Origin of the sequence: Streptomyces sp. NBC_00390, from assembly GCF_036057275.1 — a bacterium.
In the GTDB taxonomy this organism is placed as follows: domain Bacteria; phylum Actinomycetota; class Actinomycetes; order Streptomycetales; family Streptomycetaceae; genus Streptomyces.
This window is the reverse complement of the sequence record NZ_CP107945.1, coordinates 854,149-881,133: the sequence shown is the minus strand read 5'-3', so window position 1 is coordinate 881,133 and position 26,985 is coordinate 854,149. Positions and strand designations below refer to the sequence as shown.

At 70.8% G+C, this 26,985-nt stretch carries 23 protein-coding genes and 1 pseudogene; 11 read left to right on the top strand and 13 right to left on the bottom strand.

Annotation, left to right across the window (positions count from 1 at the left end; genetic code table 11):
- Nucleotides 1-23: 23 nt before the first annotated feature.
- Nucleotides 24-1,379, top strand: coding sequence for an SDR family oxidoreductase (locus OHS70_RS03710; protein WP_328393586.1), 1,356 nt, complete (start codon nt 24-26; stop codon nt 1,377-1,379).
- Here OHS70_RS03710 and OHS70_RS03705 read toward each other — a convergent pair.
- The 4 genes from OHS70_RS03705 to OHS70_RS03690 form a co-directional block, all read right to left on the bottom strand.
- Nucleotides 1,351-2,304, bottom strand: a complete 954-nt coding sequence (locus tag OHS70_RS03705; protein ID WP_328405391.1) for a chitosanase — start codon at nt 2,302-2,304, stop codon at nt 1,351-1,353. The two genes, OHS70_RS03710 and OHS70_RS03705, sit on opposite strands and share 29 nt — an antisense overlap.
- Before the next feature lie 142 nt (nt 2,305-2,446).
- On the bottom strand, nt 2,447-3,421 hold the full coding sequence (locus tag OHS70_RS03700; RefSeq protein WP_328393584.1) for an acyl-ACP desaturase: 975 nt from the start codon (nt 3,419-3,421) through the stop codon (nt 2,447-2,449).
- 115 nt (nt 3,422-3,536) lie between these two features.
- A complete protein-coding gene (gene ddaH / locus OHS70_RS03695; RefSeq protein ID WP_328393582.1) occupies nt 3,537-4,313 on the bottom strand; it encodes a dimethylargininase in 777 nt (258 codons plus the stop codon).
- A gap of 178 nt (nt 4,314-4,491) precedes the next feature.
- Nucleotides 4,492-6,132, bottom strand: coding sequence for an ABC-F family ATP-binding cassette domain-containing protein (locus OHS70_RS03690; RefSeq protein ID WP_328393580.1), 1,641 nt, complete (start codon nt 6,130-6,132; stop codon nt 4,492-4,494).
- 366 nt (nt 6,133-6,498) lie between these two features.
- Between OHS70_RS03690 and OHS70_RS03685 the strand changes: the two genes are divergently transcribed.
- On the top strand, nt 6,499-7,317 hold the full coding sequence (locus tag OHS70_RS03685; RefSeq protein ID WP_328393578.1) for an isocitrate lyase/PEP mutase family protein: 819 nt from the start codon (nt 6,499-6,501) through the stop codon (nt 7,315-7,317).
- Nucleotides 7,318-7,359: 42 nt separating this feature from the next.
- Here OHS70_RS03685 and OHS70_RS03680 read toward each other — a convergent pair whose 3' ends face one another.
- Nucleotides 7,360-7,776: an SsgA family sporulation/cell division regulator gene (locus OHS70_RS03680; RefSeq protein WP_328405389.1), complete on the bottom strand. Its 417-nt coding sequence runs from the start codon at nt 7,774-7,776 to the stop codon at nt 7,360-7,362.
- 159 nt (nt 7,777-7,935) lie between these two features.
- On the opposite strand from OHS70_RS03680, the gene OHS70_RS03675 reads away from it, so the two are divergent.
- Nucleotides 7,936-9,033, top strand: a complete 1,098-nt coding sequence (locus OHS70_RS03675) for a WD40/YVTN/BNR-like repeat-containing protein (protein WP_328393576.1) — start codon at nt 7,936-7,938, stop codon at nt 9,031-9,033.
- A 4-nt stretch (nt 9,034-9,037) separates the two neighbouring features.
- Here the strand turns inward: OHS70_RS03675 and OHS70_RS03670 are convergent, their stop codons facing one another.
- On the bottom strand, nt 9,038-9,337 hold the full coding sequence (locus tag OHS70_RS03670; RefSeq protein ID WP_328393574.1) for a YciI family protein: 300 nt from the start codon (nt 9,335-9,337) through the stop codon (nt 9,038-9,040).
- 43 nt (nt 9,338-9,380) lie between these two features.
- On the opposite strand from OHS70_RS03670, the gene OHS70_RS03665 reads away from it, so the two are divergent.
- Nucleotides 9,381-10,076 carry an endonuclease V gene (locus tag OHS70_RS03665; RefSeq protein WP_328393572.1) on the top strand — a complete coding sequence of 232 codons (696 nt, stop codon included), beginning with the start codon at nt 9,381-9,383 and terminating at the stop codon, nt 10,074-10,076.
- Nucleotides 10,077-10,640: 564 nt separating this feature from the next.
- On the opposite strand, the gene OHS70_RS03660 is transcribed toward OHS70_RS03665, so the two are convergent.
- The gene (locus tag OHS70_RS03660; RefSeq protein WP_328393570.1) at nt 10,641-11,840 is read right to left on the bottom strand and encodes a saccharopine dehydrogenase family protein; all 1,200 of its coding nucleotides are present in this window, start codon (nt 11,838-11,840) and stop codon (nt 10,641-10,643) included.
- Between the two features lie 202 nt (nt 11,841-12,042).
- Between OHS70_RS03660 and OHS70_RS03655 the strand changes: the two genes are divergently transcribed.
- Genes OHS70_RS03655 through OHS70_RS03640 form a run of 4 tightly spaced genes read left to right on the top strand, consistent with a single transcriptional unit; the run spans nt 12,043 to nt 17,813 of the window.
- Nucleotides 12,043-13,197: a CaiB/BaiF CoA transferase family protein gene (locus OHS70_RS03655; protein ID WP_328393568.1), complete on the top strand. Its 1,155-nt coding sequence runs from the start codon at nt 12,043-12,045 to the stop codon at nt 13,195-13,197.
- The gene (locus tag OHS70_RS03650) at nt 13,194-14,336 is read left to right on the top strand and encodes an acyl-CoA dehydrogenase family protein (protein ID WP_328393566.1); all 1,143 of its coding nucleotides are present in this window, start codon (nt 13,194-13,196) and stop codon (nt 14,334-14,336) included. The genes OHS70_RS03655 and OHS70_RS03650 overlap by 4 nt, the downstream gene beginning before the upstream one ends.
- A 49-nt stretch (nt 14,337-14,385) precedes the next feature.
- Nucleotides 14,386-15,600: an acetyl-CoA C-acetyltransferase gene (locus OHS70_RS03645; protein ID WP_328393564.1), complete on the top strand. Its 1,215-nt coding sequence runs from the start codon at nt 14,386-14,388 to the stop codon at nt 15,598-15,600.
- 38 nt (nt 15,601-15,638) lie between these two features.
- Complete coding sequence (locus OHS70_RS03640) at nt 15,639-17,813, top strand: 3-hydroxyacyl-CoA dehydrogenase NAD-binding domain-containing protein (RefSeq protein WP_328393562.1); 2,175 nt, start codon at nt 15,639-15,641, stop codon at nt 17,811-17,813.
- Nucleotides 17,814-17,922: 109 nt separating this feature from the next.
- Here the strand turns inward: OHS70_RS03640 and OHS70_RS03635 are convergent, their stop codons facing one another.
- Nucleotides 17,923-18,144, bottom strand: a complete 222-nt coding sequence (locus tag OHS70_RS03635) for a hypothetical protein (protein ID WP_328393560.1) — start codon at nt 18,142-18,144, stop codon at nt 17,923-17,925.
- A 1,419-nt stretch (nt 18,145-19,563) separates the two neighbouring features.
- Nucleotides 19,564-20,313, bottom strand: coding sequence for a MerR family transcriptional regulator (locus OHS70_RS03625; protein ID WP_328393558.1), 750 nt, complete (start codon nt 20,311-20,313; stop codon nt 19,564-19,566).
- Between the two features lie 116 nt (nt 20,314-20,429).
- Here OHS70_RS03625 and OHS70_RS03620 point away from each other — a divergent pair, with 116 nt between their 5' ends.
- Nucleotides 20,430-20,909 carry a macro domain-containing protein gene (locus tag OHS70_RS03620; RefSeq protein WP_328393556.1) on the top strand — a complete coding sequence of 160 codons (480 nt, stop codon included), beginning with the start codon at nt 20,430-20,432 and terminating at the stop codon, nt 20,907-20,909.
- Nucleotides 20,910-21,016: 107 nt separating this feature from the next.
- A pseudogene (locus OHS70_RS03615) lies at nt 21,017-21,199 on the top strand (VOC family protein); the annotation flags it as partial.
- A gap of 9 nt (nt 21,200-21,208) precedes the next feature.
- On the opposite strand, the gene OHS70_RS03610 reads toward OHS70_RS03615, so the two are convergent.
- The 3 genes from OHS70_RS03610 to sph all read right to left on the bottom strand — a co-directional run bounded on the left by OHS70_RS03610 (nt 21,209) and on the right by sph (nt 24,403).
- Complete coding sequence (locus tag OHS70_RS03610) at nt 21,209-21,643, bottom strand: hypothetical protein (protein ID WP_328406183.1); 435 nt, start codon at nt 21,641-21,643, stop codon at nt 21,209-21,211.
- A 669-nt stretch (nt 21,644-22,312) separates the two neighbouring features.
- On the bottom strand, nt 22,313-23,224 hold the full coding sequence (locus OHS70_RS03605) for a nuclease (RefSeq protein WP_328393554.1): 912 nt from the start codon (nt 23,222-23,224) through the stop codon (nt 22,313-22,315).
- Nucleotides 23,225-23,416: 192 nt separating this feature from the next.
- Nucleotides 23,417-24,403, bottom strand: coding sequence for a sphingomyelin phosphodiesterase (gene sph, locus OHS70_RS03600; RefSeq protein ID WP_328393552.1), 987 nt, complete (start codon nt 24,401-24,403; stop codon nt 23,417-23,419).
- A gap of 306 nt (nt 24,404-24,709) precedes the next feature.
- Here sph and OHS70_RS03595 point away from each other — a divergent pair, with 306 nt between their 5' ends.
- Nucleotides 24,710-25,597, top strand: a complete 888-nt coding sequence (locus OHS70_RS03595) for an oxygenase MpaB family protein (RefSeq protein ID WP_328393550.1) — start codon at nt 24,710-24,712, stop codon at nt 25,595-25,597.
- On the opposite strand, the gene OHS70_RS03590 is transcribed toward OHS70_RS03595, so the two are convergent.
- Complete coding sequence (locus tag OHS70_RS03590) at nt 25,569-26,969, bottom strand: GH1 family beta-glucosidase (RefSeq protein WP_328393548.1); 1,401 nt, start codon at nt 26,967-26,969, stop codon at nt 25,569-25,571. The two genes, OHS70_RS03595 and OHS70_RS03590, sit on opposite strands and share 29 nt — an antisense overlap.
- Nucleotides 26,970-26,985 lie beyond the last annotated feature (16 nt).

The following is a 26,985-nucleotide window of genomic DNA, read 5'->3' as shown; positions in this document are numbered from 1 at the left end:
GACACACGGGGGTGGTGGATCACATGAACGACCAGGTCACGAGCGACGATCTCGAGACATTCGACCTGACGGTACGACGGCTGCGCGCCCTGCCTCTGGGGCATCCCCTGCGGATGCGGGGCGAGGAGATCGCCGCATCCTTCGCACGAGAGAGCCGCAACAAGCGCCGCAAGGCCTTCCGGAATGCCCGCTCCGAGGCCGATGCGGCCCTCGCGGCCAGCACCGCGACCGGTGCGCTCGACCGGCGTGAGGACGCCCCGCTCGAAGCGGCGGCGGACTCCGGTGCGGGCCGGGGCCGGGGTGCCGTCAGGTACTACACACGGGCACGGCACTGCTATGTCTGCAAGGCCCTCTATCGACAGGTCGACAGCTTCTACCACCGGCTCTGCCCGCCCTGCGCGGCCGACAACACCGCGCGCCGCGCCCTGTCCACCGACCTCACCGGCCGCCGCGTCCTGCTCACCGGCGGCCGGGTGAAGATCGGGTTCCAGCTGGCGCTCATGATGCTTCGCGACGGCGCCGAGCTGCTCGTGACCAGCCGGTTTCCCGACGACACCCTGCGCCGCTTCCGGGCGGCGCCGGGCAGTGAGCGGTGGCTCGACCGGATCACCGTCGTCGCCGTCGACCTGCGCGACCCGCGCCAGGTGCTCGGACTGTGTGAACAGCTGCGGAGCGAGGGCCGCCCGCTCGACATCCTGGTCAACAACGCGGCCCAGACGATACGCCGGCCACCGCAGTCGTACGCGCTGCTCGCCGCGGGTGAGAGCGGTGTGCCCGCGCCCGGGGTGCTGACCGCGCCCGGGTTCGCGCCGATGGCCGCGATCGAGGGGACGGGCGGTGCGCTCGCCCTCGTACTGGAGGACGCCGACGAGGCCGGACTGCTGCCCGACCTCTCACCCGGCAATTCGTGGTCGGCGCGGCTCGGGTCCCTCGACCCGGCCGAGCTGCTGGAGACCCAGCTGGTCAATGCCCTCGCGCCCACGCTGCTGGCGGACCGGCTGCTGCCGCTGCTGCTCGCCTCGCCGCGGCCGCGCCGGTACATCGTCAATGTGACGGCCGTGGAGGGCCGGTTCGCCGTACGCAACAAGACGTCCGGCCACCCTCACACCAATATGGCCAAGGCGGCCCTGAACATGCTCACCCGCACCAGCGCTCAGCAGCTGGCCGCCGAGGGTGTCCATATGTGCAGCGTCGACACCGGCTGGATCACCGACGAGAACCCGGCGCCGCGCAAGGCGCGTATCGCCGCCGCCGGGGGCCGTACGCCTCTGGACGTGGTCGACGGCGCGGCGCGGATCTACGACCCGATCGTTCGTGGCGAGGCGGGCGAGCCGCTGGCCGGTGTGTTCCTCAAGGACTACCGGGAGGCGGCGTGGTGAGCCGGCCGGGCAGCTGCGCGGACGTGATGCGGAAGGCCTCCCCGTAGACCTGCCAGGTCAGCGGCGTCGCCAGATCCATGTTCCCGCTGCGCAGGAAGACCCGCTGTGCGGTGTCGATCCGGGAGGTGTCCCTGGCCTGTTCGCTCTTCTGCCGGATCATCACGGCACGCCGTGCATCGAGGAAGGCGGTGAGATACGCTCTCTCGCCGCCGCCCTCCGCGGCCGTGTCGGCCTTGCGCATCGCCGCCTCACGGATGCCGTAGAAGCCCTCAGGTCCGAGGCCCGGGCCGTGCAGCACCATGGCGTCGTAGTAGATGAACTGGCCCAGCGTGGACAGTCCGTCCAGTTTCGCGAGCCGTACGGCGGGATCGAAGTAGATCCGGTCCCGGATCTCGTCCTGGGCCGTGCGGAACGCGGGGTCCTCGGCGGCCTTCGTCCAGGCGGCCTCGAAGCGGGGGCCGAGTCCCTCCCGGGAATCGGTGCCGTCGACCGCGCGCAGGGCCGGGAGGTAGGGGGCCAGCGGGTTGCCCGGGTGCTCCTTCGTGAAGTGTTCGACGAGCTGGAGCATGTCGTTCGTGCCGGAGCAGAAGCCGATGATGCCGGCGACGTAGCCGTCGCCGTTCCCGGAGTACTCGATCGCCCCGTACAGGCTGCGCCAGTCCAGGGTCGAGTTCTCCGCGCTCGCCACCAGCCGCGCCGCCATCTCCTTCTTCAGCGGGGCGGCGAGCCCGGGCGGCATGGCGTCGATCAGCGCGTCCTGCTTCTTCTGCTCGCTCTCGCTCCCGGCTTTCAGCGGATCGGGTGCCGTTGTCTGCCGGGTCCGCAAGGCGGGGTCGTCGGCCGGCCGCTCGCCGTCGCCGCCCGGACCGGAGACGAAGGCGGCGGCGATGGCCACGGGCGCGCCGAAGAGGACGAGTCTGGTCAGGGGTTTCACGCGGCACAGCGTACGGTGCGACCGATGGCCGCCGGCAGGGCCACCCTCGTCGCGGTGGATGCGCCACCTGCCCGCTCTGCGGACCGGTGGCCCGGGGCGCGGCCCCCGCTGCGGCGCGCGCCCCCGGAGCGGCTCAGCGGGCCGCGCGCGCGGCCAGTCGCGCCTTGCGGGCCTCGAGCTTCGCGTCGAACTTGAGGGCCTCGGAGTTCAGCCCGTCCATGTAGAGGCCGAGCTCGTCCTGAGCCTGCTGCCCCTCGGGGCCGAGCCCGTCGATCTCCATGACCTTGAGGAAGCGCAGCACCGGCTGCAGCACGTCGTCGTGGTGGATGCGCAGGTTGTAGATCTCGCCGATCGCCATCTGCGCGGCCGCCCGCTCGAAGCCGGGCATGCCGTGCCCGGGCATCCGGAAGTTCACGACGACATCGCGCACGGCCTGCATGGTGAGGTCGGGGGCGATCTCGAAGGCCGCGCCCAGCAGATTGCGGTAGAAGACCATGTGCAGGTTCTCGTCGGTCGCGATACGCGCCAGCATCCGGTCGCAGACCGGGTCGCCCGACTGATGTCCGGTGTTGCGGTGCGAGACCCGGGTGGCGAGCTCCTGGAAGGCCACGTACGCGACCGAGTGCAGCATCGAGTGCCGGTTGTCCGACTCGAAGCCCTCGGACATGTGGGCCATCCGGAACTGCTCGAGCTTGTCCGGGTCGACGGCGCGCGAGGTGAGCAGGTAGTCACGCATCACGATGCCGTGCCGGCCCTCCTCCGCGGTCCAGCGGTGCACCCACGTGCCCCATGCGCCGTCCCGTCCGAAGAGCGAGGCGATCTCATGGTGGTAGCTGGGGAGGTTGTCCTCGGTCAGGAGATTGACCACCAGCGCGATCTTGCCGATGTCGGTGACCTTGGAGTGGTCGGGCTGCCAGGCCACGCCGTCCTCGAAGAAGCCGGGGAAGTTGCGGCCGTCGGAGAAGGGTACGTACTCGTGCGGCATCCAGTCCTTGGCAACCTTGAGATGGCGGTTGAGCTCCTTCTCCACCACCTCCTCCAGCGCGTACAGCAGCCGGGCGTCGGTCCACGCTTCCGAGCTGCCGAGGTGGGGAGAGGTGATCGTCACGAGTACTCCTGGGGACGGGAGAGCTACCTACGTTCTCGTAGGTTACGAAGCCGTAGGTTAAGCAGGCGGTAAGCCGCTCGCCAAGCCCGCGACCGTAATGTCCTGTTACGTCCTACTATGCATACAGGTCGCGCAGTCGTACGGAGAGGCAGGTCACACAGCCTTCGAGCTTTTCGAACTCGCTGATGTCCACCGGTACGGGCTCGTAGCCGAGGTCCGCGAACAGCTCCGCCGTCTTCGGCGCGCTTGCCGCCATCAGCAGCTTTCCACCGCCGAGGAGCACCACGTGGGCCCCGGACTCCTCGGGGACCTGAAGGTGGTGCGGGAAGTGGGAGAAGCTGTCGACCAGGGGCGGGTAGCCGATGACGGTGGAGTCCGGCAGCGCGGTGACGGCCGACTTCAGGTGCAGGACCTTGCTCACCGGGACGGCTATGACGCGCGCACCGAGCGGCTCGAAGGCGGCCCGCAGCTGCTGCACCCCGTCGGCGTTCGTACGGCCGCCGCGGCCGACGTAGATCGTGTCACCGACCTTGAGGACATCGCCGCCGTCCAGGGTGCCCGGCCCCCACACCCAGTTCACCGAGCAGCCGAGCCGTGCCAGCATCTCCTCGACCGCGGAGGTCTCCGGCCGCCGGGACTCCGCGCCAGGGCGGGCGATGAGGGCGACATTGCGGAACATCACCACGGTGTCCTCGATGAACACCCCGTCCGGGCAGTCGTCGGCCGGCGCCACCTCTACGGTCTCCCAGCCGTGCTCGCGCAGTGCCCCGGCGTACGTCTCCCACTGGGCGAGCGCCAGCTCCGGGTCGACGGGTCGACGCTCGACATGGGTGACCAGCCCCTCGGCGAGACGTGGGCTGGGGCGGCGGATCAGGGCTTTCCTGCTGGGCACGGGCGCTCCTGGTGTCTCGGGTGCGGGCCCATCATGTCCCGCGGGTCCGGGGGAGGGAATCCCCCGCGGAACCGCGTGCCCGCCGGTCGTGGCGTCGAACCGTGGCGGCGGGCCCGAACACCGACGGGCCGGTGCGCCCGTGCGGCTGCCGGGGGCGGCGGTACGCCCCCGGCAGCCCTCACCGCTCCCGCAGGCCTTCCCGCACCCCCTCCGCCGTCGTCGGGCGCAGCGCGCCGTCCAGCAGCAGCCAGCGCGTGATGCCGATCGACTCCAGGAACGTCACGTCGTGGCTCGCCACGATCAGCGCGCCCTCGTACGACTCCAGCGCCGCAGTCAGCCTGCGCACGCTCGCCATGTCCAGGTTGTTCGTCGGTTCGTCGAGCATCAGCAGCTGCGGCGCCGGTTCGGCGAGCAGCAGCGCGGCCAGCGCCGCACGGAAGCGCTCGCCGCCCGACAGGGTTCCGGCCGGCTGATCGGCCCGTGCGCCCCGGAACAGGAAGTGCGCCAGGCGCGCCCTGATCCGGTTGTCCGTGGCCTCGGGAGCGAACCGTGCCACGTTCTGCGCGATGCTCAGCCCGTCGTCGAGCACATCGAGCCGCTGCGGCAGGAAACGCAACGGCACCTCGGCCACCGCAGTGCCCGCGAGCGGCGTCAGCTCACCGGCGATCGTCCGCAGCAGGGTGGTCTTGCCCGCGCCGTTGCGGCCGACGAGCGCGACGCGCTCCGGGCCGCGCACCTCCAGCTCGCCGCGCACCTCGGCCCCGTACGGCAGCCGGAGATCACTCAGCCGCAGTACGCCGCGGCCGGGATGGACCTTGGTGAACGGCAGCTCGATACGGATCTCGTCGTCGTCGCGCACCGCGTCCACGGCCTCGCCCAGCCGCTCCTTCGCATCGGCGAGCCGCTCCGTGTGCATGATGCGGTGCTTGCCCGCGGACTCCTGTGCGGCCCTCTTCCGCGCACCCATCACGATCTTCGGCTCCCGCTTGGAGTCCCACATCTTCTGGCCGTACCGCTTGCGGCGGGCCAACTTGACGTGCGCGTCGACCAGTTCGCGCCTCTGGCGCTGTACGTCGGCCTCGGCGACGCGCACCATGCGCTCCGCGGCCTCCTGCTCGACCGCGACCACTCGCTCGTACGCGGTGAAGTTGCCTCCGTACCAGCTCACTTCGCCGTCGCGCAGCTCGGCGATCTGGTCGACGAGGTCGAGCAGCCGGCGGTCGTGACTGACGACGACCATCACGCCCGACCAGCCGGCCACCGCGTCGTAGAGCCGCTGACGGGCGTACAGATCAAGGTTGTTGGTCGGTTCGTCGAGCAGCAGTATCCGTGGGCGGGCGAGCAGCAGGGCCGCCAGCCGGAGCAGCACGCCCTCACCGCCCGAGACCTCCCCGATGGTGCGGTCGAGGCCGATGTGTCCGAGGCCCAGCTGTTCGAGCGTGGCGTGTGCGCGCTCCTCGACATCCCAGTCGTCGCCGATCGCGGTGAAATGCTCGTCGCTCGGGTCACCGGCCTCGATGGCGTGCAGGGCGGCACGCTTCGCGGCGATGCCGAGCACCTCGTCCACCCGTAGCGCGGTGTCGAGCACCAGATTCTGCGGGAGGTAGCCGATCTCGCCGAGAGCGCGTACCGCTCCGCCGGTCGGTGCGAGGTCGCCTGCCATCAGCCTCAACAGGGTCGACTTCCCTGATCCGTTGAGGCCGATGAGCCCGGTACGGCCCGGGCCGACCGCCATGTGGAAGCCGTCGAAGACGCTCGTGCCGTCCGGCCAGGCGAAGCTCAGTGAGGAGCAGGTGATATGCGTGGGGGAGGTGGTCATACAGGGGTCTCCTGGTTGCGTGGAAGGGGTAGGGCAACGGATGGAGACACCACAGCGCGGGCGACGGCGGCCGAAGGGGCGAAGAGGAGAAGGTCCCGGCCGGACAGTGGACGGCGGTACGCCGAGGTCGCACACGACGAGCACGGGCAGAAGCCGTGCCACACGGTGTCTCATGACCTCAGACGAGCAACGTCCTACTCCGATCGACGACAACAGAACCACTCGTCACGGTAGGAGGCCCCCTGGGGAGCGTCAAATGTATTTCCCGAGGCACCGGTACCGAGGTGCCGAGACGCCGGGCAGCCGACAGGTTGATGTCGCAAAGCTGCCAGCCACCCTGCCCGGAGCAGTGGTTGGGTTCACGGCATGACGAACCTTCACGATCTCGCCCGCCGTTTCCACGCCCTGCACACCCCCGGCCGTCCGCTGGTCCTCCCCAACGCATGGGACACCGCCGGCGCCCGGATCATTGCCGAAGCCGGCGCCGCAGCGATCGCCACCACCAGCGCGGGAGTCGCCTGGAGTCTGGATGCCGCGGACGGTGACCGGGTGGACCGCGCGGGCGCGCTCGCCAGGATCGCGCGCATCGCCGCCGCCGTCGACGTGCCGGTCTCGGCAGACATCGAGGGCGGCTACGCGGCAGACGCCGACGGGGTCGCCGCGACGGTCCGTGAGGTGCTCGACGCGGGTGCCGTCGGCGTCAACATCGAGGACGGGCCCCGGCCGGCGGCCGAGCATGTGCGATGCATCGCCGCGGCTCGCGCGGCCGCCGACGCCGCGCAGGTGCCGCTCTTCGTCAACGCCCGTATCGACGTCTATCTGGCCGGCATCGGTCCGGTGGGGGACCGGCTGGAGGAGACGCTGAGGCGGGCCGTCGCATGCGTCGCCGCCGGAGCGGACGGGATCTTCGTCCCGGGCGTCGTCGACCCGGACACCGTCGAGGCACTCGCCAAGGGCATCGACGCGCCGCTCAACGTGCTGGCGGGACCCGGTGCCCCGGCCACGACGGAACTGGGACGGCTCGGTGCGGCGCGCGTCAGTGTCGGCTCCGGGATCGCGCAGGCCGTCCACGGGCTGGTACGCGCCGCGGCCGAAGAACTGCTCACCGACGGTACGTACGCATCCCTGGCCGGGGGTTACGGCTACGCGGAACTCAACGCGCTGCTCGGTGCGGATGGTCGCTAGGGCCCTCCGGTTCAGGTGAGCCCGGCCGCCGAAGGACCGGCCTCAGCAGGGGTCGCGCAGCAGCTCGGTCAGATCGCGGTCGAGATCCAGATACAGATGCTCGTGCCCGGACGGGACCAGCCCCTGCACGCGCTTGAGGAAGCGGCGCAGCTCGCCCGTGCGGATGTGCACCATCGCCATGCCTTCGGGGGCATGGAACTCCAGCACCGTACGGTCATAGCCGTAGGGCCGCACGCGAACGTCCCCGACACCGGCCGGTTCGTGGACGCCCGCGGCCAGCAGCTCGCGGGAGAACGCCCACGAGATGTCCTCACCCTCGAGCGTGGCGGGCGCCGGGAAGTCCAGCCGTACGGCGAAGGGGTCCTCCCGGTCGTAGCGCAAGGTCACCGGGATGGACTCCATCAGGGGTGCCGAGGCGACCAGGCGGGCCTGGACGCCCTGCTCGATGACGGTGGACAAGGCCTGCTCCTCAATGCGCGGCACGCTGTTGGCTCCCTGACATGGGTGTAGACGGCGGAACGACCGGATCCGTGCATCGCGACGGGACGTGACCTGCGTCACCGTCCGGCAAGGACGCACCCTGGACGGGGTATCGCCCGTGGGCTAGCTTCCAGCGCCATGACATCCAAGGGGAAGACGGGACGAGCGGTTTCGCTGGGGCTGTGCACGGTTGTTGCGGCAGCAGTGCTGGCCGCGCCGGCTCAGGCATTACCGGTGGAGCACCTGACGACCGGGCAGGGCGGTGCCCCGGCCTGGAACGTGAAGGACACCGGGACCGACGCGCGCTTTCGCGGACTCGCGCCCGTCAGCCGCAGGATCGCGTGGGTGGCGGGGTCCAAGGGAAAGGTGCTGCGCACAGTGGACGGGGGCCGCAGCTGGCTCGATGTCTCGCCGCCGGGCGCGGCCGAGCTCCAGTTCCGTGACATCGAGGCGTTCGACGCAAGGCGCGCGGTGGTGCTGGCCATCGGGGAGGGGGAGGCGTCCCGGGTGTTCCGTACCGACGACGGCGGGGCGACCTGGACCGAGTCGTTCCGTAACGACGACCCGAGAGCGTTCTACGACTGCATCACCTTCTTCGACAGCCGGCACGGGCTCGCCATGAGCGATCCGGTGGACGGCAAGTACCGGATCCTGTCGACCGGCGACGGCGGCAAGTCGTGGAAGGTGCTGCCCGACGACGGGATGCCGGCGGCGCTGCCCGGCGAGGCGGGCTTCGCCGCCAGTGGCCAGTGCCTGGTGAGCTCGGGGCCCAAGGACGTCTGGCTGGCGACCGGCGGCGGGGCGACCGCCCGGGTGCTCCACTCCGCCGACCGCGGCCTGCACTGGAGCGCCACCGAATCCACGATCCCGGCCGGGGACCCGGCGCGCGGCGTCTTCGCCCTCGCGTTCCAGGGCCGCGGGCACGGCCTCGCGGTCGGCGGCGACTACCGCCCCGACCAGGCGTCCCCGCAGGCCGCCGCGGTCACGGACGACGGCGGCCGTAGCTGGCGGCAGTCCACGACGCCGCCGCCCGCGTACCGCTCGGGGGTGGCGTGGCTGCCGCGCAGCAGGACGGCTGCGCTCGCGGTCGGGCCGACGGGCACCGATCTGACGGTCGACGCCGGGCGCACCTGGCGCACCGTCGACACCGGCTCGTTCGACACGGTCGACTGCACACCCGACTTCGGCTGCTGGGCCGCCGGCGAGAAGGGCCGCGTGGCGCGCCTGGAATTCTGACCGGTCAGGACGGCAACTGCTGCTGGTAGGGGGTGAGTTCGGGCACGGTCCTGGTCATGATGAACTCCGTGATCCGGTACGTGCACACCTCGCCGGCGACGAAGGGGTCGGCCGCCGTGATCCTCTCCATGCACGCGCGGTCGTCCCCGACGGCGAGGATCACCCCGCCGTCGCGCGGGTTCTTGCGGCCCGAGGCGATGAACACCCCCTCCTCGTACTGGGCGTCGAGCCACTCCAGATGGGCCTCGAGCAGCTCATCGACCCTCTCGAGGGGTGCGGTGTAGGTCAATTCGAGTACGAACATGATCCGGAGGCTACCTCTCGGGCCGCGTAGGCTGGGCCGCACCATGAAGATCGTCGAAGCGCCCGCCGGCTGGCCCATGACCGAAGCGGCTGCCCTGGCCGTCCAGGACGAACTGCGAACCCGAGTCGTCCTGGACGAGCCCGGCCCGCCGCCCGGCACCGGACTCGTGACCGGCGTCGATGTGGCGTACGACGACGAACGCGACATCGTCGCTGCCGCGGCCGTCGTCCTGGACGCCGCGACGCTCACGGTCGTGGACGAGGCCACCGCGATCGGCCGTGTCACCTTCCCCTACGTCCCCGGGCTGCTGGCCTTCCGTGAGATCCCGACGGTGCTGGCCGCGCTGGACGCCCTCACGGCCGGTCCCGGACTGGTCGTCTGCGACGGTTACGGCCGGGCGCACCCGCGGCGCTTCGGGCTCGCCAGCCACCTCGGAGTGCTCACCGGCCTGCCGACCATCGGCGTCGCGAAGAACCCGTTCGTCTTCACCTACGGCGAACCGGGCAGCGGGCGCGGCGACTTCGCCCCGCTGCTGGCGGACGACGCCGAGGAGGTCGGCCGGGCGCTGCGCACCCAGAACGGCGTCAAGCCGGTCTTCGTCTCCGCCGGCCACCGGGTGACCCTGGCGAACGCATGCGCCCACACCCTGCACCTGGCCCCCGACTACCGCATCCCGGAGACCACTCGCCGCGCGGATTCCCTGTGCCGTCGCGCGCTGCGGGAGGCCACGTCGGCGTGAGCCCCTCCGGGGGCTTCCGCGCTGACGACCGGGACGGCCAAACGATCCATGCGCGCTGTGGCGCGAGGGCCACGGTCAGTCGTATATGCGCTCGGCGTACTGCGGGCCGTAGTGTCGCTCCAGCTCCTCGAGCGACTCCTCGGTGCGCTCCGGACTCTTCGAGATCCGGGCACGGGAGGGTGCGCGCGGGTGAGGAACGGCGTGCGGGCGGTGGCGCGTTTTTCGTCTCCAGCGGGCCGAACCGCCGGCTTTGCTCGTCGGCGGGGCGCGAGCGACCGCCGAGGGAAGTGGGGCCTCACCTGACGCCTGGCGCGGTGCTCCTCCTGGCTCGTACATCGGCGACGACATACGGCAGCCCGGGCAGGACCAGCGCCCGTGCGGCCCGCAACGGCACGGTGAACAGCACGTCGTGACCGGCCGACCACCTGGTCGGTGCCGCCGCGGCCACTCCGACGCCAAGTGACGTGGCCCGGCCGCGCAGACCCGAAGTGCCGCGCCGCTGTGCCCGCGGCAGTCCCTCCGCCCTGCCCCGACCGGCCTCGATCGGCAGACCTCACACAGCTGCTACCGCGCGTCCGCCACGCGGAACGTGATCCCCGCCGCTCGCAGCCGCTCCAGCAGCGCGTCGCCCATCGCCACCGTCGTCGTCACCTGTCCCGCGGTCTTCGGCAGGTCGTCGAAGGCCAGACACATCGCCGACTCGGCGAGCATCTTCGCCGTCTCGTCGTAGCCCGGGTCGCCTCCTGCGACCTCGGTGAAGACCCGGCGCCCGCCGCCCTCGCCCACGAAGCGGACCGTGAACCAGCTCCGCGCGCGTCGCTTCTCGCTCGGTCCTTCGCCCGGCTCGTAACGGTCCATCAGCCAGCGCCGGGCGGCCGGGATCTGGGCGAGCGCCACGCCCGCGCCCACGGCCGCCGGGCCGCCCAGCGCCATCGGCAGGGACTTGACCGCCGCGTAGTGCCGGTAGCGGAAGTCGGGGCCGTAGCGCTCCAGCGCACGGGCCGAGCGCGCCACGATCTGCCCGTCGATCGTCGGCAGCGGCAGCGCCCACGCACCGGTCTCGCGGCTGAAGCGCGGCGCGCCGAGCGGTGCCCGCGCCCGCCGCCCGACCAGGCGCGGCTCGTGCAGCCGGCGCTCCTGCGCCGCGCGTGCCGACTGGCGGGGCCGGCCCATGGCGGTGAGCGCGGACGCCATGGTGCCGCCGGAGAACATGGCGTTCGACCGGACGAATCCGTCGACGGCCAGCGGCACGCCCTCGGGCAGCTGCCGCACGGTGAAGTACGCGCCGAGATCGTGCGGCACCGAGTCGAAGCCGCAGGCATGGACGATCCGGGCACCGGTCTCCCGGGCCCGGGCGTCGTGCCGGACGAACATCAGGTCCACGAACTCCGGCTCACCGGTCAGGTCCGCGTAGTGGGTCCCGGCCTCGGCGCACGCCGAGACCAGGCCCTCGCCGTACCAGACATAGGGGCCGACCGTGGTGGCGACGACATGGGTGGACTCCGCGAGCTCCCGCAGCGCCTCGTGGTCGTCCGCGTCCGCCACGATCAGGGCGAGATCGGCGCAGCGCGGATCGAGAGCGGCCAGCCGTTCGCGCAGCTGCTCCAGCTTCACCCGATTGCGCCCCGCTATCGCCCAGCGGCAGCTGTCGGGCGCGTGCCGCGCGAGGTACTCGGCGGTCAGCACACCGACGAATCCCGTGGCTCCGAAGAGCACGATGTCGTACGGGCGCTGCGCGCGACCGGTCCCGTTCTGGCTGTTCAATGGCCCCTCCGCCGTTACCCCACGCTGATGTCGGTGGCTGAGGCTAGCGTGCCCGGCGGCCCCGCAGAAGATGCGTTTCCCATCAGTAACCTGCGAGTCTGGGGAAGCTAAGCGCTTGCTCTGCCCAAGGTCTTGTGCGGAGTGGAACGCGTTCTTACCATCACTGGTGTTACATCAGTAGTGTCACATTGCTGGGGGCTGGATGACAGCGTCAGGGAACGGTCCGCTGACCGGGGTGCGCGTGGTGGAGCTGGCCGGTATCGGGCCCGGCCCGTTCGCCGCGATGCTCCTCGCCGACCTCGGCGCCGATGTCGTACGCGTCGACCGCCCCGGCGGTTCGGGGCTCGCGATCGATCCGGCGTACGACCTCACCAACCGCAACAAACGGTCGGTGCTGATCGATCTCAAGACCGAGGACGGCCCCGGCCAGGTGCTCGACCTGGTCGAGAGGGCCGACGTACTGATCGAGGGCTACCGTCCCCACGTGGCCGAGCGGCTCGGGGTCGGCCCCGACGAGTGCCTCGCCCGCAACCCGCGCCTGGTCTACGGGCGCATGACCGGCTGGGGGCAGGAGGGGCCGCTCGCCCAGCGCGCCGGTCACGACATCGCTTACATCGCCGTGACCGGCACGCTCGGCATGATCGGCAAGCCGGACGAGCCCCCGACCGTCCCCGCCAACCTCGTCGGCGACTATGCGGGCGGCTCGCTCTACCTCGTCATCGGCGTCCTCGCGGCGCTCCAGCACGCCCGTGCGGGCGGCACCGGCCAGGTCGTCGACGCGGCCATCGTCGATGGCGCGGCGCATCTGGCCACGATGATCCACGGCATGATGGCGGCCGGCGGCTGGCAGGACCGCCGCGGCGCGAACCTGCTCGACGGCGGCTGCCCCTTCTACGGCACCTACGAGACCGCCGACGGTCAGTACATGGCGGTCGGGGCGCTGGAGCAGCAGTTCTACAACGAGTTCATCGAGCTGCTCGGCATCAAGGACGAGGTCCCGGCCCGCAAGGACTTCGACCGGTGGGGCGAGCTGCGTGCGGCGGTCGCCGCACGGTTCAGGACGCGCACCCGCGCGGAGTGGACGGCCGTGTTCGAGGGCTCCGACGCCTGCGTCGCCCCTGTCCTCTCGCTCCGCGAGGCCCCGGCTCATCCGCATCTCGCCGCCCGCGGCACCTTCGTCGACCACGGCGGCATCACCCAGCCCGCGCCCGCACCCCGCTTCTCCGCCACTCCGGGGGCCGTGACCCGTCCGCCCGCCCAGCCCGGCGCGGACACCGAAGCGGTGGCCCGCGACTGGGACGTACCCAGCATCACGACCGGCATCGAGGCCGGCACCCGGCCCCAGGAGGACCGTTGAAGCGTCAGATCTTCGCCGCGGAGCACGACGCCTTCCGTGACACCGTCCGTACCTTCCTCACCAAGGAGGTGCTGCCCCACTACGAGCAGTGGGAGAAGGACGGCATCGTCAGCCGGGAGGTGTGGCGTGCCGCGGGCCGTCAGGGGCTGCTGGGCCTCGCGGTGCCCGAGGAGTACGGGGGCGGCGGGAACGAAGACTTCCGGTACGCCGCCGTGCTCCACGAGGAATTCACCCGGGCGGGTGCACCCGGACTCGCGATCGGGCTCCACAACGACATCATCGGCCCGTACCTCACCTCACTGGCCACCGACGAGCAGAAGCAGCGCTGGCTGCCCGGCTTCTGCACCGGCGAGATCATCACTGCCATCGCGATGACCGAACCGGGTGCGGGCTCCGACCTCCAGGGCATCCGCACCACCGCCGAGGACCGGGGCGACCACTGGCTCCTCAACGGCTCGAAGACCTTCATCTCCAACGGCATCCTCGCCGACCTGGTGATCGTCGTCGCGAAGACCACCCCTCAGGGCGGCGCGCGCGGCCTGACCCTGCTCGTCGTCGAGCGCGGCATGGAGGGCTTCGAGCGCGGCCGCAACCTCGACAAGATCGGCCAGAAGGCGCAGGACACCGCCGAGCTCTTCTTCAACGACGTACGTGTCCCCAAGGAGAATCTGCTCGGCGAACTCAACGGCGCCTTCGTCCACCTGATGACCAATCTGGCGCAGGAACGCATGGCCATCGCCGTCGCGGGGATCGCCGCCGCCGAGTATCTGCTGGAGATCACCACCGAGTACGTCAAGGAGCGGGAGGCCTTCGGCCGGCCGCTCGCGAAACTTCAGCACATCCGCTTCGAGATCGCGGAGATGGCCACCGAGTGCGCCGTCACCCGGGCCTTTCTGGACCGTTGCATCGAGGAGCATGCGAACGCCACGCTCGACGCCGTCCACGCCTCGATGGCCAAGTGGTGGGCCACCGAGCTGCAAAAGCGCGTGGCCGACCGCTGCCTGCAGCTGCACGGCGGGTACGGGTACATGACCGAATACCGCGTCGCCAAGGCCTTCACGGACGGACGCATCCAGACGATCTACGGCGGCACGACCGAGATCATGAAGGAGATCATCGGCCGCTCGCTGCTCGGCTGACCCCCCACCTGATTCTGCTCGGCCCACCCTCATCGAAAGGCTCCCGACAGTGAGCACCGAAGCGTATGTGTACGACGCGATCCGCACCCCGCGCGGCCGTGGCAAGGCCAACGGCGCGCTGCACGGCACCAAGCCGATCGACCTCGTCGTCGGACTGATCCACGAGATCAAGGCCCGCTTCCCGGGCCTGGACCCGGCCGCCATCGACGACATCGTCCTCGGCGTCGTCGGCCCGGTCGGTGACCAGGGCTCCGACATCGCCCGGATCGCGGCGATCGCTGCGGGGCTGCCCGACTCCGTCGCCGGCGTACAGGAGAACCGCTTCTGTGCCTCGGGCCTCGAAGCCGTCAACATGGCCGCGATGAAGGTCCGCTCCGGCTGGGAGGACCTGGTGCTGGCCGGCGGCGTCGAGTCCATGTCCCGGGTGCCGATGGCCTCCGACGGCGGTGCCTGGTTCGCCGACCCCATGACCAACTACGACACCGGCTTCGTACCGCAGGGCATCGGCGCCGACCTCATCGCCACCCTCGGCGGCTACACCCGCCGCATTGTCGACGAGTACGCGGCGCTCTCCCAGGAGCGGGCCGCGGCCGCCTGGAAGGACGGCCGCTTCGACCGCTCGGTCGTCCCGGTGCGCGACCGCAACGGCCTGGTCGTCCTCGACCAGGACGAGCACATGCGCCCCGGTACCACGGCCGAGTCCCTCGCCGCGCTCAAGCCGTCCTTCGCGGGCATCGGCGATCTCGGCGGCTTCGACGCCGTCGCGCTGCAGAAGTACCACTGGGTCGAGAAGATCGACCACGTCCACCACGCCGGCAACTCCTCCGGCATCGTGGACGGCGCGGCGCTCGTGGCGATCGGCAACAAGGCGGTCGGCGAGCGCTACGGGCTCACCCCGCGGGCGCGCATCGTCTCGGCCGCCGTCTCCGGTTCCGAGCCGACCATCATGCTCACCGGCCCGGCGCCCGCGACCCGCAAGGCGCTCGCCAAGGCCGGGCTCACCATCGACGACATCGACCTGGTCGAGATCAACGAGGCGTTCGCGGGCGTCGTGCTGCGTTTCGCCGACGACATGGGTCTCCCGCTCGACAGGATCAACGTCAACGGCGGCGCGATCGCCATGGGTCACCCGCTCGGGGCGACCGGAGCCATGATCCTCGGCACCCTCATCGACGAACTGGAGCGCCAGGACAAGCGGTACGGCCTCGCCACGCTGTGCGTCGGCGGCGGCATGGGCATCGCCACCGTCGTCGAGCGTCTCTGACCCCCCGTCCTTCCCTCCCGTACGGAGTAACCAGAACCATGAGTGAGTCCACCACCATCCGCTGGGAACAGGACGAGACCGGCGTCGTCACCCTCGTCCTCGACGACCCCAACCAGTCCGCCAACACGATGAACAACGCCTTCAAGGCATCCATCACGGCGATCGCCGACCGCGTGGAGGCCGAGCAGGAAGGCATCCGCGGCATCATTTTCACCTCCGCGAAGAAGACGTTCTTCGCCGGCGGCGACCTCAAGGAGATGATCAAGGCCGGTCCCGAGGACGTCCAGGCCGTCTTCGAGGCGGGTATGGGCATCAAGCGGGCCCTGCGCCGCATCGAGACGATCGGCAAGCCGGTCGTCGCCGCCATCAACGGCGCGGCGCTGGGCGGCGGCTACGAGATCGCCCTGGCCTGTCACCACCGCATCGCCCTCGACGCGCCCGGTTCCAAGATCGGCCTTCCCGAGGTCACCCTCGGCCTGCTGCCGGCGGGCGGCGGCGTCACCCGCACCGTACGGCTGATGGGCATCGCCGACGCGCTGCTCAAGGTCCTGCTCCAGGGGACGCAGTACAACCCGCAGCGCGCCCTGGAGAACGGCCTCGTGCACGAAGTGGCCGCGACGCCCGAGGAGATGCTGGCCAAGGCCCGCGCCTTCATCGACGCCAACGCGGTCTCCCAGCAGCCCTGGGACGTCAAGGGGTACAAGATTCCCGGCGGCACCCCGTCGAACCCCAAGTTCGCCGCCAACCTTCCCGCCTTCCCGGCGAACCTGAAGAAGCAGACCGCGGGCGCGCCCTACCCGGCGCCGCGCAACATCCTCGCGGCCGCCGTCGAGGGCTCGCAGGTCGACTTCGAGACCGCGCAGATCATCGAGGCGCGGTACTTCACCGAGTTGGTCACCGGCCCGATCGCCAAGAACATGATCCAGGCGTTCTTCTTCGACCTGCAGGCGGTGAACTCCGGCGCGAGCAGGCCCAAGGGCATCGAGCCGCGCCCCGTCCGCAAGGTCGCCGTGCTCGGCGCCGGGATGATGGGCGCGGGCATCGCGTACTCCTGCGCCCGCGCCGGCATCGAGGTCGTCCTCAAGGACGTCACCGCCGAGGCGGCGGCCAAGGGCAAGGCGTACTCCGAGAAGCTGCTCGACAAGGCGCTTTCCCGGGGCCGTACGACCGAGGCCAAGCGCGACGCGCTTCTCGCGCGCATCACGCCGACGTCCGACCCCGCGGACCTCGCGGGCTGCGACGCCGTGATCGAGGCGGTGTTCGAGGACACCGCCCTCAAGCACAAGGTGTTCCAGGAGATCGAGGCGGTCATCGAGCCGGACGCCCTGCTCTGCTCCAACACCTCCACGCTGCCCATCACGGTCCTCGCGGAGGGCGTGGAGCGTCCCGTCGACTTCATCGGTCTGCACTTCTTCTCGCCCGTCGACAAGATGCCGCTGGTCGAGATCATCAAGGGTGAGCGCACCGGTGACGAGGCGCTGGCCCGCGCCTTCGACCTGGTCCGCCAGATCAACAAGACCCCGATCGTGGTCAACGACTCGCGCGGCTTCTTCACCTCGCGCGTCATCGGCCAGTTCATCAACGAGGGCGTGGCGATGGTCGGCGAGGGCGTGGACCCCGTCTCCGTCGAGCAGGCGGCCGCCCAGGCCGGTTACCCGGCCAAGGTGCTCTCCCTGATGGACGAGCTGACCCTCACCCTGCCCCGCAAGATCCGCAACGAGAGCCGGCGCGCGGTCGAGGAGGCCGGCGGCTCCTGGACCGGCCACCCGGCGGACGCGGTGATCGACCGCATGGTCGACGAGTTCGGGCGCCCGGGCCGCAGCGGTGGGGCCGGTTTCTACGAGTACGGCGAGGACGGCAAGCGGGCCGGTCTGTGGCCGGGGCTGCGCGAACACTTCGGCAAGGCCGGAGTGGAGGTCCCGTTCGAGGACATGAAGGAGCGCATGCTCTTCTCCGAGGCTCTGGACACCGTCCGCTGCCTGGAGGAGAACGTGCTCACCTCCGTCGCGGACGCCAACATCGGCTCCATCATGGGCATCGGCTTCCCCGCCTGGACGGGTGGCGTGCTCCAGTACATCAACGGCTACGAGGGCGGTCCGGCCGGATTCGTGGCGCGCTCCCGTGAGCTGGCCGAGCGTTACGGCGAGCGGTTCCAGCCGCCGGCGCTGCTGGTCGAGAAGGCCGAGCGGGGCGAGGTCTTCACCGACGCCTGATCCGGTCCGCGGCGGCGCACGGACGGGTTCCACCGCTGCGAGGTGAACCGCCCACCAGGGGCGCAGCCGTACGGCTGCGCCCCTGGACTTTCCGGCAAGTCTCACCGCGTCACGGGGCGTCGACGCAGACGCCCCAGACAGTGATGTTGATGGTGATGCCGGTGGCGTTGCGGTAGGTGCCGGACCATGTGGTGTCGTTGATCGGCTGGGTCTCCATGACGTAGAGACCGCTGCTGGCCAGGACGGCACTGTCCAAGCCCCCGCCCGTGACCACCTTGCCGGCCGGACAGCTCACCGTGATGGTGCAGATGCTGTCACCAGTGCAGGCCACGGTGTTGGAGACCCTTTGGTAACCAGTGACCGGGCCAGAGCCCGTGGCGCCCGTCGGGCCGGTGGGACCCGTTGGTCCGGTGGCACCCGTGGGGCCGGTGGCACCGGTGGGACCCGTGGGACCCGTGGGACCCGTGGGACCCGTGGGACCCGTGGGGCCGGTGTCCCCTGTCGGGCCGGTGGGACCTGTTGGTCCGGTGGCACCTGTTGGTCCGGTGGCACCTGTGGGGCCGGTGGCACCTGTCGGGCCGGTGGGACCTGTTGGTCCGGTGGCACCTGTGGGGCCGGTGTCCCCCGTCGGGCCGGTGGGACCTGTTGGTCCGAAGTCACCCGTGGGGCCGGTGTCCCCCGTCGGGCCGGTGGGACCTGTTGGTCCGAAGTCACCCGTGGGGCCAGTGGGACCCGTTGGTCCGACGTCCCCCGTCGGGCCGGTGGGACCCGTGGGACCCGTGGGGCCAGTGGGACCCGTCGGGCCGACGTCACCCGTGGGGCCGGTGGCACCTGTCGGGCCGGTGGGACCTGTTGGTCCGGTGGCACCTGTGGGGCCGGTGTCCCCCGTCGGGCCGGTGGGACCTGTTGGTCCGGTGGCACCCGTGGGGCCGGTGGGACCCGTTGGTCCGACGTCACCCGTCGGGCCGGTGGGACCCGTTGGTCCGAGGTCACCCGGCGCGCCGGTCGGACCCGTCGGACCTGTCTCACCGGTCAGGCCGGTTGCGCCGGTTGGGCCTGTCGGACCCGTGGGTCCGGTTGCTCCGGTCCGTCCCCGCCCGCACTTGTCGCGGTCGAGCGCGGCGTCGGCTCTCGCACCGTCTTCGGACGGCTTGCACTCTCCGTTGCTCAGATGCCTTGCCGTGCCCGCGGTCTCCGACCAGACGTGCGCCACGGCGAGTTGCGGACCTGCGATCCCGGCAAGCACCAGGGCCGTGGAAGCCACGAGCCCTCGAGCAGCCCACCTTCCTCTTCCGGGCACGGGGCCCAGAGATGACTTGGTCCTGCGCTCAGGACGCATACAAAGCCCTGCCTCTCTGACGTGAGTCTGAACCGGTCCCTTGTAACGGCGGTCCTTGCGAAACCGATCCGAGTGAGGATCCGGAAGCCCGTGCGAGCTCCCCGGCCGCATCGGCATGCAAAGGCGACCACTTAAGAAGCGCGCGCGCATATCAGCGCATTGGAGTAGCAGGCTCGGGTGAGGGTCGGCCGCCTGGCAGAGGATTTCCGGAACGGCGGCGGGCGGGTCGGCGGCGCCCGAGCGTGCGTTTGAGTTCCGCCTTGTCCATCGACGAGCGACCGCGGAGGTTGCGACGGCGGGCCTCCGCGCAGAGCTGGTCGTAGGTGGGCCGTCGGCACCGGAATGGGGAGCGCCGACCGCCGCGTTTACTGGAGGACATGTCGCGGGTGGAGGTGCGGCTCGCGGTGCGGCCTAAAGCTCCTGGCTCTGCGCCCCCGTGTCGAAGGCGGCCCGCAGCTCTTCCCGCAGCGACCGCTGGAACGCGGTCACCAGGGCCTGGATCACCATCGGCTGCATATGGGCCGACAGGGACTTCATCGCCGCCACATGATCCGCGTCCGACTCGCGCTCCCGGTACGGGCCCCAGACCTCGTCCCGGAACAGCCGGGTCAGGTCGTGCGCCGCAGCCCTGGCGTGCTCCAGCAGGACCGTGCGGGAGGCGAGGATCGTCTCGTGCGCGATGGGCACGTCCAGCAGTTCGACGCCGAGCCGCAGCAGGCCGCCGTCCAGGCGGAAACTGCCCGGATCGCCCGGACGCCGGTCCAGCACGCCCATCGCCGCCAGCCGGTCCACGTCCTGGTCCGTGAGCGGGCGTCCGGCGCGGCGCTCCAGCTCCTGCCGGGTGACCTCCTCGGCGGACTCGGGGGCCCAGGAGGCCACCAGAGCACGGTGGATCGCCAGATCCTGCGCGCTCAGATCCTCGGGCAGCTGCTCCAGATAGCGCTCGATGGCGGCGAGTGTCATGCCCTGGTGCTGGAGCTCCTCGATGAGGGCCAGCCGGGACAGGTGGTCCGCGCCGTAGTGCCCCACGCGGCGGGCGCCGATCACAGGGGGCGGCAGCAGACCGCGGGTGCTGTAGAACCGGATGGTGCGAACGGTGACCCCGGCGCGCGCGGCCAGTTCGTCGACGGTGAACGTCGGCTCCGCGGTCTCGGTGGCCATGGCCCTCCCTCTGTCCGAACCCTCCAGTGCAACAGTATTGCTGTCTCACCGATGTTGTGAAAGTGGTGGGAGGGCACTGGAGATCGATTGTCAGTGGCGGATCGTACGGTTGTGCCATGTCCGAGATCAGATATGTCCGGGGGGACGCCACGGCGCCGCACGGCAAGGGCGTCAAACTGATCGCGCACGTCTGCAACGACCTGGGCGGCTGGGGCAAGGGCTTCGTCGTCGCCCTGTCACGCCGCTGGCCCGAGCCGGAGGCGGACTACCGCCGCTGGCACCGCGAGCGCTCGCGCAACGATTTCGCCCTGGGGGCCGTGCGGTGCGTCCAGGTCGGCCCGTATCTGTGGGTGGCCAACATGGTGGGCCAGCGGGGGATACGCACCGGCAGCAACGGCGTCCCGGTGCGCTACGAGGCCATCGACCGCGCCCTCGCCGCAGTGGGGGACAAGGCTCTGGAGCTGGGGGCGTCCGTCCACATGCCCCGCATCGGCTGCGGCCTCGCGGGCGGGAAGTGGCCCCGCATCGAGCCGCTGATAGCCGAGCGGCTCACAGCCCGCGGGGTCGCTGTGACGGTGTACGACCACGGCGGCTGAGGGCCGCGTGCGGCGCCGTGCCCGGCGGCGCAAGGGTCCTGCGGCGTCATGAATCCATCGTCTCATCGTGAGCGACGGCGTTCCGGGGAAGGTGAGCTGGAGGGACGATGTCCGATCGGGGCGACCTGAACCACGCGGCCGTCCATGCCGGGGACCCACGGCTGTCTTCCCAGTTCACCGCCGCGATCCTCCGTCTGGAGGTCGGAGCCCGGCTCGGGCCGTTCCTGCCCGTCGATCTCGGCGACGGTGTGACGCTCGACCACTACGAGAAGACGGACGAGCCGATCCAGCCGCGCGGGTCAGTCCTCGGGGCGCAGCGAGTGCCAGACGCGTTCGGGCAGCACACGTGCCGCCTCGGCCAGGTCGATGTCGGCCGGGTTCGCCAGCCAGCGGCGCGCGGCTTCGGCGGCCGGGCCGAGGACCAGGACCTCGATCAGCGGGGCGGGGACGGGCGCGATCTCGTCGGCCGCGATCCGCAGCGCCAGCCACTGGGCGATGCCTGCGAGTTGGGCCGACTTGGCCTTGCGGATCTCTTCGGCGTGTGCGGTCAGGTAGCCGGAGTAGGCGGATGCGTCGCCGGAGACCTGTCCGCGCTGTCGGGGATGCGGTCCGCAGCCGCCGAACTGCTGCGAGTGGTGCCGCACATCGATGTCCTCGTCCACAACGCGGGTGTCTGGCCGACCCGGTTGGAGCGCACCGGGGACGGCTTCGAGCAGGCCTTCGCCGTCAACCATCTGGCGCCGTTCCTGCTGAACCACCTGTTGGAGGAGCGACTGCGCGCCGACCGGACCAGGGTGATCCAGGTCAGCGCTGGCCTGTACGTCAAGGGGCGGGTGGACCCTGAACGGACGCCCAGGGGAGGCAACTTCCACCGGATGCGTACCTATTGCACGACCAAGCCGGCGAACCTGCTGACCGTGCCGCTGCGCCGAACGCTGGAAGGGCGAGGGCTCGACCGTCCTGGCCGTGCACCCCGGGATCGTCCGCACCTCACTGGGCGACCCCGGCGGGATCACGGGGCTGCTGCTGAAGGCGGTGAAGCGTACCTGGGCCGAGCCCGAGGCCGCAGTCGCGCCCTTGGCCAGGCCGCCGCTCGCGCCGGGCGCGGCGAACGACGGCTACTACGACGGGGGACCGTGCGACGCCGCTGCAGCCGCCGGCCACGGACGCGCTGCTGGCACGGCGCGTCTGGGACCAGGCTCTGGCGCTCACCGGCCTGGAGGACGACGCCGACCGCCTCGGCTCTCCTGGGCCCCGACTCCCGCGTGATCCTCCCGGTGGAGGTTCGGACGGGACGGCGTGCGCGCCACGGGTGCTGGTGCACGTGCGGGCCCGGTACGGCAACGTCCGCCTGCCGCGCGAAACGTGAGCAACAGCGCAGCACATGAGCGGCCGGACACGCTCTAGTCCGCGCCCACGAGCCTCGGCGACGGCGTCAGGTTGAGCCGCCCCACCGCCTCGGAGACGTCCCATGGCCAGAGCCACAACCGGTAGACGGGGTCGACGCGGAACCAGTCCTCCGGGCCGTGCAGTACCCGGGTGCGCATGTCCACGCAGTACCGCTCCCGCCAGGAGAACAGGTCGCTCGGCCGGAGCTTCTTGTCCCCCTCGACCTTTCTCTTCGTCACCGAGAAGAGGTCCTCGAGCGCGCGGTATTCGTACGCCAGCAGCGTGGTGGACTCCTCCCAGATGCCGCGCTTCTCCGCCACGGCCTTCTCGGCCGCGGCCAGCATGATCGGAAGGTCGAGCTCGCCAGGAATGGAGGGGTAGATGATGAACGTCGGTGACCAGCCCTTGGTGACCAGGTCGAGGTTGAACGTCGCCCGCTCCTCGCGGGACAGCGTGGCCAGCTCCTTGGCCGAGTAGCTGGGCGCGATGTAGGCCAGCAGCCGGTGATTGGGGTCGAACGGACTGTCGGCCATGCGGATGAACAGGTTACGTGGCGGCTTGCCGGGCCGGGCCAGCCGGTCGTTGATGTTCTTCTTGTTGAATTCCTTCGCAGCGGTGCCCTGCTCGAACTGCAGGCTGCCCGCCTTCCCGGTTTCCAGCTTCGGGAGCACGAACTCGGCGAGCCCCGGGGTGATGGGTGCGACGCCCTGCCGGATCCACTCGGCCAGCTGAACGAAGTTCTGGTCGACCTGTGCCGCGCCCTCCGCTGTGTCGGCCGTCACCTCGGGGGTGTCGACGGAGAGCATGCGGATGGGCATCCGGAAGTTCGGCGTGTCGCCGTCGTGCACATCGACCAGCGGCCGGGAGCCCAGGGCCGGCATGGTGGCACCGGCGGGCGACCACAGAATCTGGATGGGGTCGATCATGACGAAACTCCTTGCCTGGTGTCGGAGTTCGCATGGCGCATGAATGACTGCCCTTCCAGCATCACGCCATCGCCCTGCACGTGCAACCGCAGGGGAGGCCAACCACGGGGGCGTGAAAGGAGCTTGGGGCAAGCACCGAGGGCGCGCCCACACGGTGGACACGCCCTCGTCGTACAAAGGTCAACCATCTGCCTACCGGCCGGCGCCGATCACCGGATAGTGGTCGGACAGATTCGTGTAGGTGTACGTGGTGCCCCAGCTGGACACCGACCAGGGCGCACTCTGCTCCTTGACGACCTCATTGTCCCAGCCGGCGGGCCGTGCGTGCCCGGCGCGGTGCAGGACGTAGTCGAGGTCCTCGCGCGGGTCGTCCGGGTAGCGGTCCGCGGCGATGGAGTTGTCCTGCGTGTCGAAGGAGTACGGGTGCCCCGTACGCGTATCGGCGCCCGCGAGGCCCGCGTCCGCAAGCATCGAGGCGTACTCCGGGGTACGCGAATCGACGTTGAAGTCGCCCGCCACGATGACCTGTTCGGAGGCCGGAATGTTCTTGGCGTCGAGGAAGGCGTCCATCGCGCGGAACTGACGGCTGCGCATCTGGGCGGCCTCGCCCGCCGAGCAGCCCGGATCGGTCGACTGCGCGTGAGTGCCCACGACATGGACCTTCGTGCCGTTCACATCGAGCACGGCGTAGACGAAGCCCTTGTTCGACCACCAGTCCGCGCCGCAGGCGTCCTTGTAGACGTACTGCTCCTTGCGGACGATGGGCCACTTGCTCAGCACCGTGACGCCGCCGTCCTCCGGCGTGGTCGCCGAGTACGCCCCGCCCGTCGCGTCCCAGCCGCTCTTGCTGCGCCCCATCACCGGGGTCTGGTACGGGTACTGGGCGGCGGCCGTCCGCTGCAGCGCGTCCGACGAGGAGTTGTCGAAAGCCTCCTGGAGCACCACGACGTCATTGCCCTGGAAGAACGAGGTCTTCGGTATGGCGGCGGCCCGGTGGTCCTGGCCCCAGTTGGGGTACAGCGTCTTGCTGAACAGGAACGCGTTGTACGTGAGCACCTTCAGATGCGGCTGCTCGGCGGCAGCGGCGGTCGCCGTCGGCGCGGCCGCGGCCAGCGTGGTGGCGGCCAGCGCGGCGGACAGGGCTGCGCCGGGGATGCGGCGAAGCGCGGAGTGCAGCACAGGATCTCCCGTTCAAAGGTGGGGGGTCAGCCGGTTGGTCTACCGGCGCGGCACATCAAATCAGCCGTAGTTACCTTCAGGTAATAGGCAGGTGCCGAGTTTCTTTCCGCAGCCGCAACGATTGCCCCCGGTGCGGCCGGCGACCGCCGAGGATGCCGCAGTCCTGTGAGCCGCTGACCCGGCTTCAGCGAGTCGGCAGCACCCGGCTCAAAGGAGGACCCGGAGGCGACCGGGCCGGGGCGCATACTGGAACATGCATGAACCGGACATCGATCCGCGCGCCCGCCGACAGCCTGGAGCAAGCAGATGAGCAAGCCGGCAGCCGAGCCCCTGCCGCCAGCCCCCGGCGGCGTGCTGTGGAGCCTCGCCGGGGACGTCCGAGCCCTGCTGATGCTGCCCGCCGCCCTCACCATGCAGGTCGCCCACCCGGCGGTCGGCGCGGGCGTCGACGAGCACTCCGTCTTCCGCACCGACCCCTGGGGCCGCGGCGAGCGCTCCCTGCGCTCGCTCCAGCTGTGGATCTACGGAGGGGACCAGGCCGCGGAGGAGGGCCGCAGACTGCGCGAACTGCACCGCACCATCCAGGGCACCGACGCCCATGGCCGCCGCTACCACGCGCTCGGCCCCGCCTACTACTCCTGGGTGCACGCCACCGGGTTCCCCGTCTACCGGCACGCCGCCCGCTATCTTGTACGCCCGCTCACCGACGCCGAGGAGCGGCAGCTGTACGCCGAGTGGCTGCAGGTGGGCCGGATCCTCGGCATCCACGACCGGGACATGCCCCAGACCGTCGAGGAGTTCTGGCCCTACTACCGCAAGATGCTCGCCGACGAGCTGGAGGCGACCGTCGTGGTACGCGAGCTGGTCGCCGTCGACCAGCCCGTACCCGCGCCCGACCGCGGCCCGCTGCCGTTGCGACTGCTCCTGCGCATGCTGTGGCCCGCACTGCTGCCCCCGCTCGCGCGGTTCCGCCGGTTCATGACCATCGGGCTGATGCCGCCGGACGCCCGCGAGGCGATAGGCCTGGAATGGAGCGACGAGCAGGAGCGCAGACTGCGCAGACTCGCCCGGGTCGTACGGGCCGTGGTTCCCGTACTCCCCGAGCGGCTGCGCTACCTCCCGCTCGCCCGCGCGGCGCGGCGGCGGGAGCGCGAGGCCGAGCGGCTCAGGCGCTCAGACCGCCGCGCGCGATGACGTCCGCGTACCAGCGGGCGCTGTCCTTGAACGTGCGCCGCTGCGTCGCGAAGTCGACATGGACGATGCCGAACCGCTTGCTGTAGCCGTACGCCCACTCGAAGTTGTCCAGCAGCGACCACAGGAAGTAACCGCGAACATCCGCGCCGTCCTCGATCGCCCGGTGCACGGCCGTGAGGTGGGCGCGCAGATACGCCACCCGCTCCGGGTCGTGGACCTCACCGGACGGATCGGCGTAGTCGTCGTACGCGGCCCCGTTCTCGGTGATCACCAGCGGTACGCCCGGCAGATCGTCACGCAGCCGGGCCAGCAGCTCGTACAGCCCGTCCGCGTCCACCGGCCAGTCCATCGCGGTACGCGGACCCGGCGCGGGCAGGAACCGCACATGCTGCTCGGCGCCGGCCCACGGCGAAGGGCCCTCGCAGGAGCCCGCGGCGACGACGGTGGGGGAGTAGTAGTTGATGCCGAGCGAGTCGATGGGTGTCGAGGCCACCTCCAGATCGCCGTCCTGCACGAACGACCAGTCCGTGACGGACGCGGTGTCGGTGACCAGGTCCTCCGGGAGCCGGCCGTGGAAGACCGGGTCGAGAAAGACGCGATTGCCCACGGCATCGATACGGCGCGCGGCATCGATGTCCGCCGCCGCGTCCGAATGCGGCCGCACCGCATGGAGGTTGAGTGTCAGCGAGACCTCGGCGGAGCCTGGCAGCGCCGCATGCAGCACCTGTGCGGCCCAGCCGTGCGCCAGGTTGAAGTGGTGCGCGGCACACAGCGACGCGAGCGCACTGGTACGGCCCGGAGCATGGACCCCGGATCCATAACCGAGGAACGCGGCGCACCACGGCTCGTTGAGCGTGGTCCAGGTCGCGACCCGGTCGCCGAGCGCCGAGGCCATGATCCCGGCGTACTCGGCGAACCGCCGGGCGGTCTCGCGCTGCGGCCAGCCGCCCGCGTCCTCCAGCTCCTGTGGCAGATCCCAGTGGTAGAGCGTGGCGACGGGCCGGATGCCGGCCGTGAGCAGCTCGTCGACGAGCCGGCGGTAGAAGTCCAGGCCCTTCTGTACGGCGGGGCCGCGGCCCGTGGGCTGCACCCGTGGCCAGGCGATGGAGAACCGGTAATCGGTGATCCCGAGCCTGCGCATCAGCGCGACGTCCTCGCGCATCCGGTGGTAGTGGTCGGCCGCGATGTCGCCGGTGTCGCCGTTGCGGACCTTGCCCGGGACTCGGCTGAACGTGTCCCAGATGGACGGCGTGCGGCCGTCCTCGGCGGCGGCGCCCTCGATCTGGTACGCGGCAGTGGCGGTGCCCCAGCGGAAGGCGTCGGGGAACCGGAGGTTCGCCCTCGTGTCGGGGCGTGCGTCGAGCGCGGTCATGTGGTGGAACTCCCAG